This is a genomic window from Longimicrobiales bacterium, assembly GCA_029245345.1.
In the GTDB taxonomy this organism is placed as follows: Bacteria; Gemmatimonadota; Gemmatimonadetes; order Longimicrobiales; family Gaopeijiaceae; genus CALFPJ01.
Window position 1 is genome coordinate 74,272 of record JAQWPM010000015.1, and the last position, 16,214, is coordinate 90,485.

Here is a 16,214-nt window from a genome sequence, read left to right on the forward strand (position 1 = left end):
ACCGACCTATTTCAGTTCGGCCACGAGGTCGTAATCCAGCGCGTCTACGATTTCGACATCAATGAGCGAACCCACCGCGAGCGCGTCAGCCTTCCGGATGTTGGTCACACCATCCACATCGAGCGCCTGCCCGACGGTGCGGGCGACCGCTCCGAATTCCGGATCGTCATGAATGACCCGGTCCACCAATGCAGTCATGGTCTGTCCAATGAGCGCTGCATTCTTGTCGAAGCTGATGCCTCGTTGGAGCTCCATGAGTTCCTCGAGGCGCTCGTTCATCACCTGTTGATCGATTTGGCCGTCCATGTCGGCCGCGCGGGTCCCTTCCTCCACCGAGTAGGTGAAGGCACCGACGCGCTCGAATTGAATCTCGTCGAGCAACTCGAGCATCTCCCGGAAGTCTGCGTCCGTTTCGCCTGGAAAGCCCACGATCACAGTCGTGCGCAATGTGAGGTCCGGGATCGCTTCCCGGAGCCAACCCACACGTTCACGAATCGTCGCTTGGCGCTCCGGTCTTCGCATGAGCCCGAGCACCCGATCGCTGCCGTGCTGAATCGGCATATCGAGGTATGGCAGGATCCGTGCCTCAGATGCCATGAAGTCCACCATCTCCCGCGTGATTCCGGACGGGTACATGTAGAACAGCCTGTACCACGGGACATCGGTCCCCTCTATGAGGCCCTGCAGAAGTTCGCGAAGCAGCGGCGCACTTTGGTCCTTCCGCTTCAGATCGCGCCCGAACCAGGTGGTGTCCTGGGAGATGATGTTGATTTCCTTCACGCCCATTTCACCGAGCCCGGCCGCTTCGCGGACGAGGAGATCAACCGGCTGAGAGCGATGCAACCCGCGCATGAGCGGAATCGCACAGAACGCACATGTGTGATCGCACCCCTCGCTGATCTTCAGGTAGGAGGTGTGTGAAGTCGCCGTGGACAGCACCCGGAGGGGCCGCTCCATGGTCGGGATAACCTCTTCGTCGGGCAGTAGCCCACGCTGGCGCAACTCGGGGACGAGTCCCTGGAGTTCTGTCAGCCCCATGAAGAGATCGACCTCGGGGATTTCCTCTACTAAGTCGTCTTTGTAACGCTGGACCAGGCAGCCAACCGCGACCACTGCCTTGAGACCACCGTCGGCCTTCAAATCACACGCTTCGAGAATGGTCTCGATGGATTGCTCTTTGGCTTCTTGGATGAAGCCGCACGTATTCACGATCACCACGTCGGCTCCGTCGACTTCGGACGATACGTGGGCTCCGTGGCCTACGAGCGCGGCCATCATGCGCTCGGAGTCGACGGTGTTCTTGTCACACCCCAGGGTAATGAGCGCGATGCGCGGCCCGTCTTCGGCACCCGTCGCCTCAATCTGGTGATGGACGGGGGCCGCATCACGGGAGGCGTCGCCACGCACAGGGTCCGGCGTCAGCGGGAAAACCGGAAGATCGCGCGTGCGAGCTTGGCTCATCTGGAGATCACATCCGCACCGGGTGGCACGGTAAAGGTGAAGAACGCCGGGTCTAGATCGGCGGGACCGAGCTGGACGTCCGACAACGTGATGGTCCTCACCGTTCCGTCCTCATGAATCCGGATTCGACGGAGGACCGGAGTTCCTGCATCGATCCAAAGAACAACCGAGACATACGAGGAGCGCTGTTTCGGCGTGAGACGAAGTCGCTGGGTTTCGTGGCCATCGATCACTTCTTCGGCCTCGTATTCGACCGTGTATTTTTCCGCCGGGCGATCCAAGAACTCGCGGTGAAGATCATATCCTCCGGGGGGCCCGGTCACACGAATCCGAATGACGACTGCTTCGTCGTTGCTCGGGTAGTACAGCCAAATCGACTCACCATCGATGACGACCGCATCTCCCGCCGGTTCGGAAAACCTCATGGCGAACCGATCGGGTTGAGTCTGGCACATTTGTCCCGACCCCGTGCGCTCAAGGGAGATCATCTCCACCTCGAGATGTTGCACGAAGTCAGCGCACAGCGAGGTGACCCCTGCATACCGTGCGGCGACGCGTTCCAAAACTCCGAGACCGTCCGGTTGCTGGGCCGTCACCGCCGAAGGCACTGCCGCAGGCGCTACCGCAATCATCAGAACAGCGGCTAGGAGAAGGCCGCGGACCCGCATCACGGGAACATCGCGTCGAGTTCGTCCATGTTCATCATCACTTCCCGACCCTTGGACCCGATCGACTCTCCGATGACTCCAGCATCCTGCAGCTGATCGACGATCCTGGCCGCACGGCCGTACCCGATACTCAGCTTGCGCTGAAGAAGCGAAGTCGAGCCCGTTCCGTTTGAGATGCAGACATCGGCGGCCGCCTTGAAAAGGTCGTCCCAGTCTCCCACGATGTCCTCCGCGGTGATCGCCGCGTCCTCCAGCTCCTGCCCACGCAACTCCTCGAGAATGTCCGTCTCCAGTCCGGCAACGACCGGGTCCGGGATTTCTCCGCGTTTCTCCAGCAGTTCGACATACCAACCCATGAGCCGTTCCGTGTCCTCGGTCGGGAGATACGCACCCTGTACCCGCTCGGGCTCGCTCTGCCCCGGTGGCAAGAACAGCATGTCGCCGTTTCCAAGAAGGGCGTCCGCTCCGTTCATATCCAGAATGGTGCGCGAGTCGGTCTTCGAGGCGACCCGGAACGCGATGCGCGTCGGAAAATTCGCCTTAATGAGGCCCGTGATCACGTTCACCGAGGGACGCTGCGTAGCCACGATGAGGTGGATCCCGATCGCACGCGCCTTCTGAGCAAGCTGTGTGAGCGGCCTCTCCACCTCGCTCTGCACGGTCATCATCAGATCGGCGAGCTCGTCGACGACGACGACGATGTAGGGCACGATCCCGTCATCGTAGATCCATCGATCTTCATCCCCCTCCGGCCCCTTCGCTTCTGCGCGCTTCAGTACCACGTCATCACGGACTTTCTTGTTGAACTCCGCCAGAGAACGCACGTAGTTCGCCTTGAGTAACGCGTAGCGGCGTTCCATCTCCATCACAGCCCACTTGAGTACACCGGCAGCGTCTCGGGGGTCGGTGACAACGTTGTGGCGCAGATGGGGGAGCTTCGAGTAGACCGATAGCTCGACCATCTTCGGATCGATCATGAGGAGTCGGAGCGTCTCTGGTGTGTGTCGGTAGACCAGACTCGTGACGATCGTGTTCAGACACACTGACTTACCCGCGCCCGTCGCACCCGCGATGAGCACGTGGGGCATCTTGGTGAGGTTCGCGACGTAGGGTTTACCGTCCAGGGACTTTCCAAGCGCCAACGGCAGATCACCCTTGGCGGTCTTGAACTCCTTGGACTCCAAGATCTCGCGCAGGTTCACGATCTCGGGAGTCGGATTCGGGATCTCGACGCCAACCGCGCCTTTCCCCGGAATCGGAGCGACGATGCGGATGCTCTTGGCCTTCATCGCCAAGGCGAGGTCGGCGTCGAGGTTAGCAATTCGGTTCACTTTTACGCCTGGTGCCGGGACGACCTCGAACCGAGTCACCACCGGGCCGATCGTTCGCCCACTCAACTCACAGCTGACGTTGAAGGTCCCGAGCTTCTCCACGAGCACATGGCCGAGTTCGTCGAGTTGCCGTTCCATGCTCGCCCGGTCGCGGACCGCGGCCTCGGAGAGCAGGTCCATAGGCGGGACTTCGTGCTCGACCTCATCACCCTCGTTCGGGTCCTCGAGGTGTCCCTCGTCCGAGCCTATGTCGTGGGCAGGCTCTTCAGATTCCTCACCGTCCGCCGAGGTAGAGTCATCCACGTCTGGCTCGACTGCGGGCTCAGCCTCGGCTTCGGGCTCGGATTCTGGTTCTTCCGGCTCAGGCTCAGGCTCAGCCTCGCCGGTCATCCAGTCGGGCTCCATGCCTTCCATAGCGCCCGCCGCCTCGAGTTCGGCAGCTCGTTCTGCTTTGGCCACCGCCCGAGCTTCAGCCAGTTCTTTGCCCTTCTCCGCCAGCGCTTTGGCCGTGCGGCCCGCGGCATCTCCACCCGCCAGGACTCCCCGGCCCATGGAACGCAGCGGATTCCAACCCAGCGTGCCGACTGAGAGTGCGACGACGGCGACCCCCGTGATGAGCAGGGCTCCCAACCACCCTACCAAACTGACCAGCGGATCTCCGACGTTAGTACCGAGCCAGCCCGCGGCCGTGGGCTCGGTGGTGAGCACCCATACGAGAACCGGTACCAAGAGTACCAATCCGCCGGTGAAGATCGTCAGGCGAGGGGTCCAATAGTCAGACAGCCAACCACCAAAGCGGAGCCCGGAAAACGTCAGGAGCCCCGGGACGATGAACGCAGAACCGCCTAGAAAGGCCGTGAGCAGGCCACGGACCGCACCACCCACAGGGCCCACCATGTTGCCCGACGGGAACCACTCGATGCCTCGCTCTCCAGGGACCGTCACTGGAAGCAGAGACAGGAGAACGAAGAGTGCGAGGGCCAGCAGGCCCACAGCGAACATCTCCCGTTGCTGCTCAGCGCTCAGCAAGTGGTCTCCAGTCTCCCAGCAAAGTGATGGTGTTGTCGTTCATTACCGGAACGATGTCATGACGATCCACGTCACCGCAAACATCAAGATCGCTTGCGAGTCCGATGTCGGAAATCGCCTGGCCCGCCTTGGTCACCTTAAAGAAAGCCTGGGAGGGCTTCCGGGACTTCGCAAGAACCACCGCCGCCCGCGCAGCATCGTTCATCTCCAGCGGCGAAGCCGCACCGTCCGCGATGCGGCAGATGAGGTGTCCCGCACACAACGCATCCTCGATCGCAAAGGCCCCATCGCGGCCTGCACAGACGATCACGATTGCGTCGTCATCGGCTGATGCACCAGCGACGGCCCCGAGGTTTGTGAACGCGCCAACCAGCAGGCGGCTCGCCTCAGACACTGCGCTGAGGGCCCGAGTCCCGTTCGTGGTGCTCATCACGAGCTTCTTGCCGCCCACGGCCTCGGCCGTGAATTCGGAGGGAGAGTTGCCCAGATCGAAGCCTTCGATCTTCACCCCCTTCCGTTCACCGACCAGGAGCGTGTCTTCCCGACCGAGCGATTGGGCCAGACGAACGGCCTCTGCAGTGGACTCCGTTGGATAGATGCCACCGGCGCCGTTCGCCAACGCCTCGACGATGGACGTAGTGGCACGGACGACGTCGATGACCACCACAGTCGATTCCGACAGGACAGCAGGATCGATCTCCGGCAGCGTGAAATACGTGTCGATCCGCATCAGTCGTTTCCGTCTTCCGCCATCATGCGTTCTACGAAGCCTGTATCGACATCACCCGCAATAAAGGCAGGGTCATCGACGATCCGACGCAGGAACGGGAGTGTAGTAGGCACTCCTTCGATGATGAACTGATCCAAGACGTGGCGCGCTCGCACGATCGCCTCCGCCCGCGTTGCGCCACTCACAATCAGTTTCGCGATCAGAGAATCGTAGTTGGGCGGCACGATGTACCCAGTGTACACGTGTGTATCGAGGCGGACGCCCGGCCCCCCTGGCGGATGGAACGTCTGAATCACACCCGGCCCTGGAGCGAAATTTCGATCCGGGTCTTCAGCGTTGATCCGGAACTCGATCGCGTGACCCCGATGCTGGAAATGCTCTGACATCTCCGGAAACGTCAGCGGTTCGCCGGCAGCGACCCGGATTTGCTCCTTTACCAAGTCGAAGCCAGTCGTGACCTCAGTGACCGGATGCTCGACCTGGATGCGGGTGTTCATCTCCATGAAGTAGAACGACCCGTCCTGATCGAGCAGAAACTCTACCGTACCCGCGCCGACGTAGTCGATGGCTTCTGCGGCTTTCACCGCAGCTGCACCCATCTCGGCCCGCAGTTCGGGCGTCACAGCGGGAGACGGAGCCTCCTCGAGGAGTTTTTGGTGGCGGCGCTGGATGGAACACTCCCGTTCACCCAAATGGACGACACGCCCATGCTGGTCGCCGAAGACCTGGATCTCGACGTGCCGCGGCTTGAGGATGCATCGCTCGAGATACACACCCGGGTTCCCGAACGCGTTCTGAGCCTCGGTCTGGGCCGCCACGAACTGCTTCCCGAAGACCTCCTCGGAGGCGGCAATGCGCATTCCTTTACCACCACCCCCCGCAGACGCCTTCACCATGATGGGGAAGCCGATCTCCTTGGCCACCCGCATGGCTTCGTCCATGTCCTCAATGATGCCTTCGGAACCGGGCACGGTCGGCACGCCACTATCCATCATCGTGGCGCGCGCGGTCGCCTTGTCCCCCATCGATCGAATCTGGTGCGGAGTCGGCCCAATGAAGGTCACGTCCAAGCGAGTGCAGATCTCACTGAACTCGGCATTTTCCGCTAGGAAGCCATAGCCCGGGTGAATGGCCTCTGCGCCGGTCACTTCTGCGGCGGCCATGATCCTTGGGATCTGGAGGTAACTATCTGTAGCCGGTGCCTTCCCAATGCACACGTCCTCGTCCGCAAAACGAACGTGGAGCGACTCTCGGTCTGCCTCGGAATACACAGCAACCGTTTTTACGCCGAGTTCGTTGCAGGCGCGGATGATACGAAGCGCGATCTCGCCACGATTGGCGATCAGGACTTTTTTGAACAAAGGAGTCTCTTCGGCCTGACTAGGCCGGATCCACGCGAAAAAGGACTTGCCCGTATTCGACCGGCTGCGCGTTTTCGACGCAGAGCTCGACCACCGTGCCTTCTATTTCGCACTTGAACTCATTCATGAGCTTCATGGCTTCGATGATGCACAGCGTGTCGCCGTTCTTCACACGTGTACCCACCTCCACATAGGCAGGAGCGTCCGGGGCCGGGGCTAGGTAGAACGTCCCGACCATCGGGGAGGTCACTTCGAGCAGATTCGGATTCGATGGCCCTGGTGCCGCGTCACCACTCGCCGGCTGTGCCGCTTCAGGTGCCGGCAACGCCGCAGCGACCGGGGCGTGCATCATGGCTGGAGCTGCCATGGGTACGGCAGCATGCAGAGGCGTCTTCGACAAGTGAACGCGCGTTCCACCACGTTCGATCTCAAGCGAGTCGACGCTGCTGTCGTCCAACGCCTTGATCAGGCGATCTAAAAAATCGAGATCAATCATTCGTTAAACCCTGGACATGTATTTGTCGTCACGCCGATCGATTTTTAGCACGTCGCCCTCTTCCACAAAAAGAGGCACCTGGATCTCGGCGCCGGTCTCGAGCGTGGCAGGCTTGGTGGCGCCCTGTGCTGTGTCACCCTTGAAGCCGGGATCGGTCCTAGTGACCAAGAGCTCCACGAAGTTCGGCAGCTCTACACTGATGATCTTCTCGTCGTGGACGAGCCCCTCGCACGCCATGTTTTCCTTTAGGTACTTGAGCTGATCGTCCCCAAGGAGATCACCGGCAATGGGGATCATGTCGTACGTGTTGGCGTCCATGAAGTAGTACAGGTCGCCATCCATGTAGCTGTAGTTCACCGGGCGCCGTTCAAGCCGAACGTCATTCACCTTCTCACCAGCGCGGTACGTCTTCTCGACGACTGCACCCGTCAGGACGTTCTTGAGCTTGGTACGCACAAATGCGCCGCCCTTGCCGGGCTTCACATGCTGGAAATAGGTAATGGCCCAGAGACTACCATCAATCTCTATGACCAATCCGTTGCGGAAATCCGCGGTGCTCGCCATGCGGTCTCGCGTGTTTTAGGGGTCTTAGGTATTGGCTGCGTTACGCGCGCAAACGGGCCACCAGGCCCTGAAGCCCTAGAAGGTAGCCCTCCACCCCGAAGCCATAAACCACACCCGAGGCAACTGGGGAAAGGTAAGAGTGCCGCCGGAAGCGTTCGCGGCCCGCGGTATTGGAGAGATGAACCTCGACGAACGGCGTCTCCACACCCACGAGCGCATCACGCAGGGCGATCGAAGTGTGGGTGTACGCACCAGGGTTGATGACGAATCCGTCTACCCGGGCGGAGGCCTCCTCCACGTGGTCGAGCAACTCCCCTTCGTGATTCGACTGGAAGGTCTCGACCTCGACGCCGAGTTCAGCCCCGAGCGACGTCAGCTTCGTATTCACATCGTCTAGGGTCTCGGACCCGTATACCTCAGGCTCTCGTCTTCCCAGCAGCCGGAGGTTGGGTCCGTGGATGATTCCGATCCTCATGTGTCGTCCTCGTCGTTCGAAGTCAGCATCCGGCCGAAGAAATCACCCATCGTAGGCCCTTTGTTCACGTCGACGTCCTCGCCTGCCTCTTGCTCCGCCCAGGCGAACGGTGTGTCCACGTCGTGTTCATGGTCTCCGGCCTCGGCAAGATCCCGAGCCAGGGCTTCAACCTCGTCGGCGGGCTCACGTTCCGAGGTTGAGGGCACCGGGTCGATCGGCGCTTGTTGTAGTTCTTCGGGGCCGGCGGCGGCCGCTTCTTTCTGGAGTCTGACCACTTCGTCCAATCGCATCTGGAGGGCATCCTTGTCCGGACTGGCGTCGACGAGGTTCTGGTATACCTCAACCGCCCGACTCCACAGTCCCTGGGTGACGTACAACTCCGCCATCGTTCGGGTATTAATGGGATCGGCCAGGGCGTGCTCCGCCGGAGCATCAGCCATGGCTTCTTCCTCTGCAGTCGCTGCCCCTTCGTCGTCAACATCCGTGTCATTGGGAGCGTTGGCCGCCAACTCCTCCATAAGCTCGACTTCGTCGGGTGCCAAAGCGGCAAAGTCTTGAACGTCGAACTCCGACGCTTCCGGCGCCAAGGCCGCGAAGTCCTGAACCTCCTCGGCGAGCATTCCAGGCTCGAACGGATCGAGGTCGACCATCTCCGTCTCGATGTCCTCCGGTGCCAATGCATCGACCCCAAGGACTTCTTCCTCGGCAGCGGGCTCTTCAACACCGGTGGACAGGTCTTCAGGAGAGAGCGCCACAAAGTCGTGGACGACTTCGTCCTCACTGCCGCTCACAGCCTCAGAGTCGACCGCAGCAGGCTCGGGCTCCTCGATCGGTGGCTCGTCCGGGGCCAGAGACCCGAAGTCGGTTACGTCATCATCGGAGAGAGATGCGTCAGCTTCAGCGACGGCGTCCCCTGGTTCGTCCGGCGCGAGTGCAGCGAAGTCAGCGACCTCTTCTTCAGCCACAGACGCGGGCTCGTCTCCCGGCTCTGGATCCAGAACGGACAAATGATTGTGTAGGCCTCTCGCCTCGTCCACCTCACCTCGTTCCTCTAGCGCGACAATGAGCGTACCCATCGCGTCGACGTTCTCCGGGTCTAACTCCAGTGCGCTTCGGGCCGCGATCTCCGCCTCAGCAAAGAGCCCTTGCTCACCATACAAACGAGCGGCAACCACATGTCCTGGACTGAAATCCGGATGCCGACCGAGGCCATCGTTTAGTAATTCATGCGCCTGCTTCAGGTCACCCGCGCGCCTATAGGCGTCTGCGAGAGGCACGAAGCCCCGGCCTTCCGGGTCGCGGTCGGACCAGAAAAGAGACCGTAGGGTGCGAATTTCCCCTTCGAGGGATTCGATCACGAGGGCTCCGGAACAGACAGGATAGGGGGTATCAGTTAACGCATCGTCAGGGCGCAACATACGGAAGTCCGCGAAATAGTGTCAACGAAACGGGAACCACCTGCCCTGACCGACGTATCCGAAGGTATCGCAGAATCAACCTGCTCCCGTCCGTTGAGAGCAGATCAGGTAGCAGTTATCCTTCCCCGTCTGTCCAGCAACGTTTTTTCCGCCCGTACCAGGGTCGTAGGGAGACGCCGTTCTTATGATGCGTCAAATGAGAGAGGCAACGAAGCCGATCATGCTGCTTGCAGCACTCGCTTTCGTCTGTCTCATGATTTTCGAGTGGGGGATGGACATCAGCGGTCAAAGTTCCGGTGGTCTGGGCGAAATCGGCTCGGTCAACCGCGAGTCCGTGACGTACGACGCTTATATGGCGACGTACCGCAACCTCTACGACCAGGTGCAACGTGGTCAGGAACTCCCGATCACGTCGCAGCAAATCAAAGAGATCGAGGATGCTGCGTTCGACGAGGTCGTCAACGCGCTCCTGATCCGTCAAGAATTGCGTAAGCGCGGCATCTCCGTGACCAACGCAGAGATCAGTCAGGCTGCTCAGCTCAGTCCGCCGGCCGACCTCCGACCGCAATTCACGAGCGCGGCCGGACAGTTCGACGCAGTCGGGTATCAGATGTTCCTGGCGACGCTTCCCCCGGATCAATTGGTTCTGCTCGAGGCGTACTACCGAGACGTGATTCCGAGGGGCAAGCTCCTCCGGCAGATCGCGAGCGGGATCTTCATGTCCGATGGCGACCTGTGGCGGCAGTTCCGCGACGAGAACGACCAGGTCGAGATTCGGTTTGCGCCCCTGGATCCTTCGTCACGATACGACGACGCTGACTTCCCGGTGGCCGCAGACGATGTGGCGGACTACTACGATGCGAACCAGGACGAGTTCGCCACTCCCGCGCTTGCCCGCGTCGTCGTCACCGTGCTCGACAAGACACCCACGGCCGCAGACACGGTCTCCATGGGAGACAAAGCCACCACCCTGCGCCAGGAGATCCTGGACGGCGGCGACTTCGCCGAGGTAGCGACTCGCGAATCGTCGGATGCGGGCAGTGCACAGATCGGCGGTGACTTGGGAGTCTTCCCCAAGGACCGCATGGTCAACGAGTTCGACAGCGTCGCCTTCTCGATCGGGCTCAACACCTTGAGTGAGCCGATTCGCACATCCTTCGGGTATCACCTTCTCGAGGTCACGGATCGTTGGGGTCAGGACAGCGCCCAGGCGCGTCACATCCTGATTCCGTTCGAGCGGACCGACGACAGCGAGTTCGCGCTCCTCATGCTGGCGGACTCGCTCGAAGACATGGCCGAAACGATGTCACTTGCTGAGGCCGCAACCAATGCGGGGCTTACCAGCGCCACGATCGAGCTTGCTGAAAATTTCCCCTTCGTACAGGGTGCGGGGCAGGTCTCCGAGGGCGCGGACTGGGCATTCCAAGACGCCGAGCCCGGCGACGTGAGTCCGGTATTCGAGACGCAGCAGGCGTTCTATGCGCTGGAGTTGATCAGTGCGGAGGAGGAGGGATTCCTTCCGCTCGGAGACGCGACAGTAGCCATCGAAGCCACGCTGCGCTTCGCGATGAAGATGGAGCGGGCAACCTCTGACGGCCAACAAATCGTTGACCGTATCGCCGCTGGCGAGACGTTCGACGCCGTGGTCTCAGAGATGGGACTCGAGATCACCGAGACCGAGTTCTTCAGCCGAAACGACTTTGTTCCTGGCATGGGCCGTCAGAACGGCGCCATCGGTGCAGCGTTCGGGCTACGCCCGGGTGAAATCAGTGGTGTCGTCACCACACCAGCCAACGCGTTCATCATCCAGCAAATGAACTACGCAGTCGCGGACTCGGCGGCGTGGCTCTCACAGACGCTCCAGCAGCGTCAGACGCAGGTCGCGGTGGTCGAACAGACGCGACTCGCAGAGTGGATCGAAGCGCTCAGAGCATCGGCCCGGATTATCGACCGTCGGGCTGAAGTACTCGCTCCGGTGGACGAAGATGCACCGCTTCAAATGCCGAGGGGTTTCTAGACCGCTTCCGGCAGAAACGAAGAGGGCCGGGGCGCTATGCGCCCCGGCCCTCTTTTATTGCCCAATGGTTTCCGTCGCAGCTCAGTCGGTATTGAGGCTCCGCGGCTCACCGTCATCGTCATCACCATCTTCTGGCGCACCGGCAGTCGCATCCGCACTCTGCGGAGGCGGCGACGACTGGTGAATTTGACGATCCGGCGCCTTGAGTTCGTGTTCGATTTCACTCACCGAACTCTTGAATTCCCGGATGCCCTTACCCAGGGACGAGCCGATCTCCGGAAGGCGTTTCGCACCGAAGAGCAGCAGAACAATCATGAAGATGAAGATCATCTCCGCCATGCCGAGTCCACCAAAACCCATTTCTCAAATCCTCCAGCGGGGGAACACCCCAATTTCTTGTCGGCTCAGGTCGAGCTCTCTTTAGATCCAGGAGCGCACGATCATCGCTGTGATCGCGACCCCGACCAGACTCAGTACGTTCAGCGTAAAGGTTATCGGTCCGAGTGTGAAGGCCATAGCGACGAGGTCTATGGAAAGCCCCCCGATCTCCGCGTCTACAGACATGGTCAGAAAGTCGCGGGCAACACTGTCGGGCATGAAGATCTCAGAGAGCTTCGTGAATAGTCCGCCCAGGAACAGCCCGAGGGCCAAGGTCGACATGAGACGGATCGTGCTCCGCCTTCTCGTATCAACGAGCATACGGCTCCTTCATCGGCGGCGATCCACGGCGTAGGACACGGCGTCGCGGAGGGCGTCGAAGGACTCACCTTCAGGAAGACCCTCGAGCGCCTCGAGCGCCATGCCCGCGTAAGCGTCTGCCCGCTCCCGCGCGTACTCCAGCCCACCGCGCGCTGAGACAATGGAGATGATGTGGTCGATCTCCTCGTCCGTCGGGTCGACACGGGTGAAGAACGTACGAATCTCTTGTTCTTCAGCCTCGGTGGCGTGCGCCAGCGCGCCCACCAAAGGAAGCGTAACCTTCCGTTCACGAAGGTCGTGCCCAGTCGGTTTTCCGGTGGCGGCTTCCGTCCCCGTGTAGTCCAGCAGATCGTCCGCAATCTGGAAGGCCATCCCCAGATTGTGGCCGTACTGGGCTAGCTGAGTGCGGTATTCACCGGTACCGGCAAGAGCACCCATCTCACACGAGGCAGACATCAGCGATGCCGTCTTCGCCGCAATGAGGCGGTAGTAATCGTCTTCAGTAAAGTCGAGCGCGTCGTACGAGGTCAACTGACGCATCTCACCGACGGACATCTCATTCGCCGCACGCGCCAGAACCGTCAACGCGTCCAAGTGGCCGCGCTGGGCCAGTTCTGTGACGCCGCGGGAGTACAGATAGTCCCCCATGATGATCGCCACCTGGTGCGTCCAAAGCGCATTCACCGTCGGGAGCCCTCGTCGTAACACCGAGTGGTCTACCGCATCGTCATGCACGAGCGTAGCGAGGTGGACCAGTTCCACGACCGCTGCCAGCGTGAGTGCGTCTTCTTCAGGCTTTCCGCCGACTCGGCTCGACAGCAGGAGCAGCGTGGGGCGGAAGAGTTTGCCTTGCAAGAAGAGGAGATGCTCGTTGACGTCCTTGATCATGGAAAAATCGGAAACCACAATCCGGCGCAACTCATCCCCAACTCGGCTCAGATCCTCGCGAACCGGGGCCTGGATCGACTCCAGGTCGAGGCCGCGTCCGGCGACGGACGGTCCGGGGTCGATTTGGGTGGAGGGCTGTATCAAGGCCATTAACGCAGCTTCCGCAGTCGTTCCGTCACGTCCGCGAAGTTGATGTCCAAGGCAAAGACCTTGTGGAAGAACTCGACGGCCGACTCGTTGTTGCCCACCTGCTCTTGGGCGAGGCCGAGGTAGTAGTAGATGCCAATCAGCTCGTCCTCGATGCCGTGCCCAACCCCTAGTGCACGCGTGAGCGAGTTCACCGCAGCTTCCGGCTGACCGACTTCCATGAAGGTCTGGCCGAGCATTTCATACGTCGGAAGGTGATCTGGAGACGCTCGCAGCGCAGATTGGAACTCACTGATGGCTTCGTCGAGCAAGCCCATCTCTTTGTACGCGGTGCCCAAGTCATGATGCGCGCGAACATCACCGGCATCGAGGTTCTCGGAGACTTTCTCCTTGAACTGCGCCAGCATGTTCGCGAAATCGGCTTCTTCATCACCTGACGGTTCTTCGTACGCAACCGTGAAGCGGGTCGTCTTCTCGGGCTCGTCACCCAAGATCATCGCGCCTAAGTCGACGTAGTCCTCGTTCGCCGCAACCTCACGCACCGGCTGGGCCGTCGGTGCCGACCCTAGCACCGCTAACGCTACCTCGTTGTTCGGATCCGCCTGAAGAACCTGCTGATACGCCCCCTGGGCGCTGGCACTTTCGCCCGCCCCGTCCAGCGCCTGCGCCAAACCAATGAAGGCTTCGGCGAGAACAGCGTCATCGGCCACACCATATGCGAGCTCGACCATTCGTTGGCGAAGCCCCACATCGGAAGGGCTCGAGGCAATCTGTACTCGGATGGCGTGAAGGGTGAGCGCTTCCTCCTCGGCCGGGGCAGCTTCCTCGGCGACTTCCTCGGCGACTTCCTCGATCGCGGCCTCGACGAGTTCATCCGCTTCGGCTGGCTCGGCATCGACGTCGACGACGAACGTGGGCAGTTCAGCGCCGGCCTTTTCTTCGGCATCGTCGCCCATGTCGAACATCGGCAACTCAGCGCCGACCTCTTCTTCGGCATCGTCGCCCATGTCGAACATCGGCAACTCAGCGCCGGCCTCTTCTTCGGCATCGTCGCCCATGTCGAAGGTCGGCAACTCAGCGCCGGCCTCTTCTTCGGCATCGTCGCCCAGGTCGAAGGTCGGCAACTCGACCGCGTCTTCGTCGGCGGCGTCTTCAGCACCGATGTCGATGTCAAAGCCGCCTAGATCGACGTCGGCCACAGCGACGCCGGCCTCGGCCTCGGCAGTATCGTCGTCCCCGCCACCGACATCAGCGAACTGACCCATCAGATCGTCCGCATTGGAGATGTCGCCCGAAGGCGGAGCCATCGCGGCCGCTGGTGCGCCAAGATCTGCGCTTGGATCGAGCTCCCGGATCTTGCCTTCTACCACGCTCGCTCCTGGGTCACCCTTCGCCATCAGGTGTCCGTACGCGATCGAGAGCTGCTCAACGGCGTCCGAGACCTGGTCATGCGAAGCCATCTGCTCAGCCACCACGACCCGCATGTCGGTCTCGTCCGGGGCGAGGTCGCAGAATTCCACCAAGGCCCGGAAGGACTCTTCCATCTCACCCGCCTGCTGCATACGCTCGGCGTAGGTCAGGAAGTTGGTGCGCGCGTCAGGCAGGAACCCTTGCTCGGCACGGATCTGGCCCATGCGCAGATATGCCTGATGCCGCTCCGGCACATTCCGGATGATCTTCTTGCAGACTGCGATGGCGTTGTTCGGTAAGAAGGCCTCCATGTAAAGGTCTGCGGCCTGCCCATATGCCTCTACAGCTGCGTCGAGATTGCCGACTCGTACGCAGAGGTCGCCTACACGATTGTATAGTCCGGAATCCGGCTGGTCGTCTTGGACGAGCTGCGCAATGGCTTGCGAATATTGATCAAGCGCTTTCTGCCACTCTTCCTTCTGCTCGTGGCGTCGGGCTTGTCCTTTGAGCGATTCTATGCTCATGAGTCGTCCGGAGTCTGCGTTTTCGTGCCCTGACGGTCTTGTACGTGCTGGTCGAGACGGAGGGACAAAACGCGGGCTGGTTCTAGGTCAGGAAGGTGTAATTTGCCCGCCATGGCCGGAAGCACAAGGGCGTCAAGGATCATCCCAATCACTTGAGTTTCGAGGACTCTGCCCCCCAATGACTCGACTTCGCGCACAATGGCCTCATAGACCGCGATAGGCGGCGTAACTACTGGATCTTCGAGGTTCATAGAGATCTGTACACGATTCTGGCCTTGAAGGTGCAATCCGAGAGCTCTTAGGCCCGGAAAACCCCCGTTTTGCTCACGAATCGACCCAGCAATACTCTTGGCGTCGCGGACTTCGATTCCCTCAACAAAGACGTTCCAGGCCAGGAGCACTTCTCGGGCTCCCACGCATGTCACACCGGCACTCTCATGGGGACGTTGGGTGCCTACAGGCAGATCAGGCTCCTGGCCTTCAGGGAAGCCCTCTGCGAGCGACTCGAAGCCCCCACGTCGGAGATCGCCAAGCCCACGTCCGGGCGGATCGGCCGCCGCGCGGTAGTAGATGACCGGAACCCCGAGATCCGCGATCCCCTGCCCGACCCTATGCGCGACGGTGACGGCCTCCGCCATGTCCATGGCATGGAGCGGCACGAACGGCATCACATCCAGCGCGCCTACCCGGGGATGCACCCCTGTGTGCCCACGCAGATCGATGTGGTCTCGGGCGAATCGCGCCGCATCAACCGACGCCTTCGCGACAGCACCCGGATCCCCCACGTATGTGACCACACATCTGTGGTGATCGGGGTCGGCGGACCAATCCAGGACCTCAACACCCGCTCGCGCGATCGTGTCGACCAGGGCCTGAATCTTCGAAAGATCCTTCCCCTCGGAGAAATTCGGAACTGCCTCGAGGACTTTCACCATGTGCATATTCTAGCTTGGCACGCCTGAAGGCAGAAAACCCGGACGCCTTTTGGCGCCCGGG

The 16,214-nt window shown here is 61.0% G+C and carries 15 protein-coding genes; 1 reads left to right on the top strand and 14 read right to left on the bottom strand.

The annotated features are described in order from the left end of the window. Window positions 1-6 precede the first annotated feature (6 nt). From rimO to P8L30_08375, 9 genes are read right to left on the bottom strand one after another with little or no spacing between them, the layout of a single operon-like run. Window positions 7-1,461: a 30S ribosomal protein S12 methylthiotransferase RimO gene (gene rimO, locus P8L30_08335; protein ID MDG2240196.1), complete on the bottom strand. Its 1,455-nt coding sequence runs from the start codon at window positions 1,459-1,461 to the stop codon at window positions 7-9. Beyond that, window positions 1,458-2,129 carry an outer membrane lipoprotein carrier protein LolA gene (locus tag P8L30_08340; protein ID MDG2240197.1) on the bottom strand — a complete coding sequence of 224 codons (672 nt, stop codon included), beginning with the start codon at window positions 2,127-2,129 and terminating at the stop codon, window positions 1,458-1,460. Before P8L30_08340 ends, rimO begins: the two co-directional genes overlap by 4 nt. Next, entirely contained in the window at window positions 2,129-4,489 is a 2,361-nt protein-coding gene (locus tag P8L30_08345; GenBank protein ID MDG2240198.1) for a DNA translocase FtsK, read from the bottom strand. The genes P8L30_08340 and P8L30_08345 overlap by 1 nt, the downstream gene beginning before the upstream one ends. Further along, on the bottom strand, window positions 4,476-5,219 hold the full coding sequence (locus P8L30_08350) for a 2-phosphosulfolactate phosphatase (protein MDG2240199.1): 744 nt from the start codon (window positions 5,217-5,219) through the stop codon (window positions 4,476-4,478). The genes P8L30_08345 and P8L30_08350 overlap by 14 nt, the downstream gene beginning before the upstream one ends. After that, a complete protein-coding gene (accC, locus tag P8L30_08355; GenBank protein ID MDG2240200.1) occupies window positions 5,219-6,580 on the bottom strand; it encodes an acetyl-CoA carboxylase biotin carboxylase subunit in 1,362 nt (453 codons plus the stop codon). Before accC ends, P8L30_08350 begins: the two co-directional genes overlap by 1 nt. A 19-nt stretch (window positions 6,581-6,599) precedes the next feature. Then, a complete protein-coding gene (gene accB / locus P8L30_08360) occupies window positions 6,600-7,076 on the bottom strand; it encodes an acetyl-CoA carboxylase biotin carboxyl carrier protein (protein MDG2240201.1) in 477 nt (158 codons plus the stop codon). 3 nt (window positions 7,077-7,079) lie between these two features. Continuing rightward, complete coding sequence (gene efp / locus P8L30_08365; protein MDG2240202.1) at window positions 7,080-7,640, bottom strand: elongation factor P; 561 nt, start codon at window positions 7,638-7,640, stop codon at window positions 7,080-7,082. Between the two features lie 40 nt (window positions 7,641-7,680). Continuing rightward, the gene (gene aroQ / locus P8L30_08370) at window positions 7,681-8,115 is read right to left on the bottom strand and encodes a type II 3-dehydroquinate dehydratase (GenBank protein ID MDG2240203.1); all 435 of its coding nucleotides are present in this window, start codon (window positions 8,113-8,115) and stop codon (window positions 7,681-7,683) included. Then, window positions 8,112-9,473 (bottom strand): tetratricopeptide repeat protein, encoded by a 1,362-nt coding sequence (locus P8L30_08375; protein MDG2240204.1) that lies wholly within the window; start codon window positions 9,471-9,473, stop codon window positions 8,112-8,114. Before P8L30_08375 ends, aroQ begins: the two co-directional genes overlap by 4 nt. Before the next feature lie 256 nt (window positions 9,474-9,729). On the opposite strand from P8L30_08375, the gene P8L30_08380 reads away from it, so the two are divergent. Next, entirely contained in the window at window positions 9,730-11,550 is a 1,821-nt protein-coding gene (locus P8L30_08380) for a peptidylprolyl isomerase (protein ID MDG2240205.1), read from the top strand. An 81-nt stretch (window positions 11,551-11,631) separates the two neighbouring features. Here the strand turns inward: P8L30_08380 and P8L30_08385 are convergent, their stop codons facing one another. The 5 genes from P8L30_08385 to ftcD form a co-directional block, all read right to left on the bottom strand. After that, window positions 11,632-11,889 (bottom strand): twin-arginine translocase TatA/TatE family subunit, encoded by a 258-nt coding sequence (locus P8L30_08385; protein MDG2240206.1) that lies wholly within the window; start codon window positions 11,887-11,889, stop codon window positions 11,632-11,634. Between the two features lie 81 nt (window positions 11,890-11,970). Further along, a complete protein-coding gene (locus P8L30_08390) occupies window positions 11,971-12,210 on the bottom strand; it encodes a hypothetical protein (GenBank protein ID MDG2240207.1) in 240 nt (79 codons plus the stop codon). Window positions 12,211-12,258: 48 nt separating this feature from the next. Continuing rightward, window positions 12,259-13,287, bottom strand: coding sequence for a polyprenyl synthetase family protein (locus tag P8L30_08395; GenBank protein ID MDG2240208.1), 1,029 nt, complete (start codon window positions 13,285-13,287; stop codon window positions 12,259-12,261). Then, on the bottom strand, window positions 13,287-15,218 hold the full coding sequence (locus tag P8L30_08400; GenBank protein ID MDG2240209.1) for a hypothetical protein: 1,932 nt from the start codon (window positions 15,216-15,218) through the stop codon (window positions 13,287-13,289). The genes P8L30_08395 and P8L30_08400 overlap by 1 nt, the downstream gene beginning before the upstream one ends. Beyond that, complete coding sequence (gene ftcD, locus P8L30_08405; GenBank protein ID MDG2240210.1) at window positions 15,215-16,153, bottom strand: glutamate formimidoyltransferase; 939 nt, start codon at window positions 16,151-16,153, stop codon at window positions 15,215-15,217. Before ftcD ends, P8L30_08400 begins: the two co-directional genes overlap by 4 nt. Window positions 16,154-16,214 lie beyond the last annotated feature (61 nt).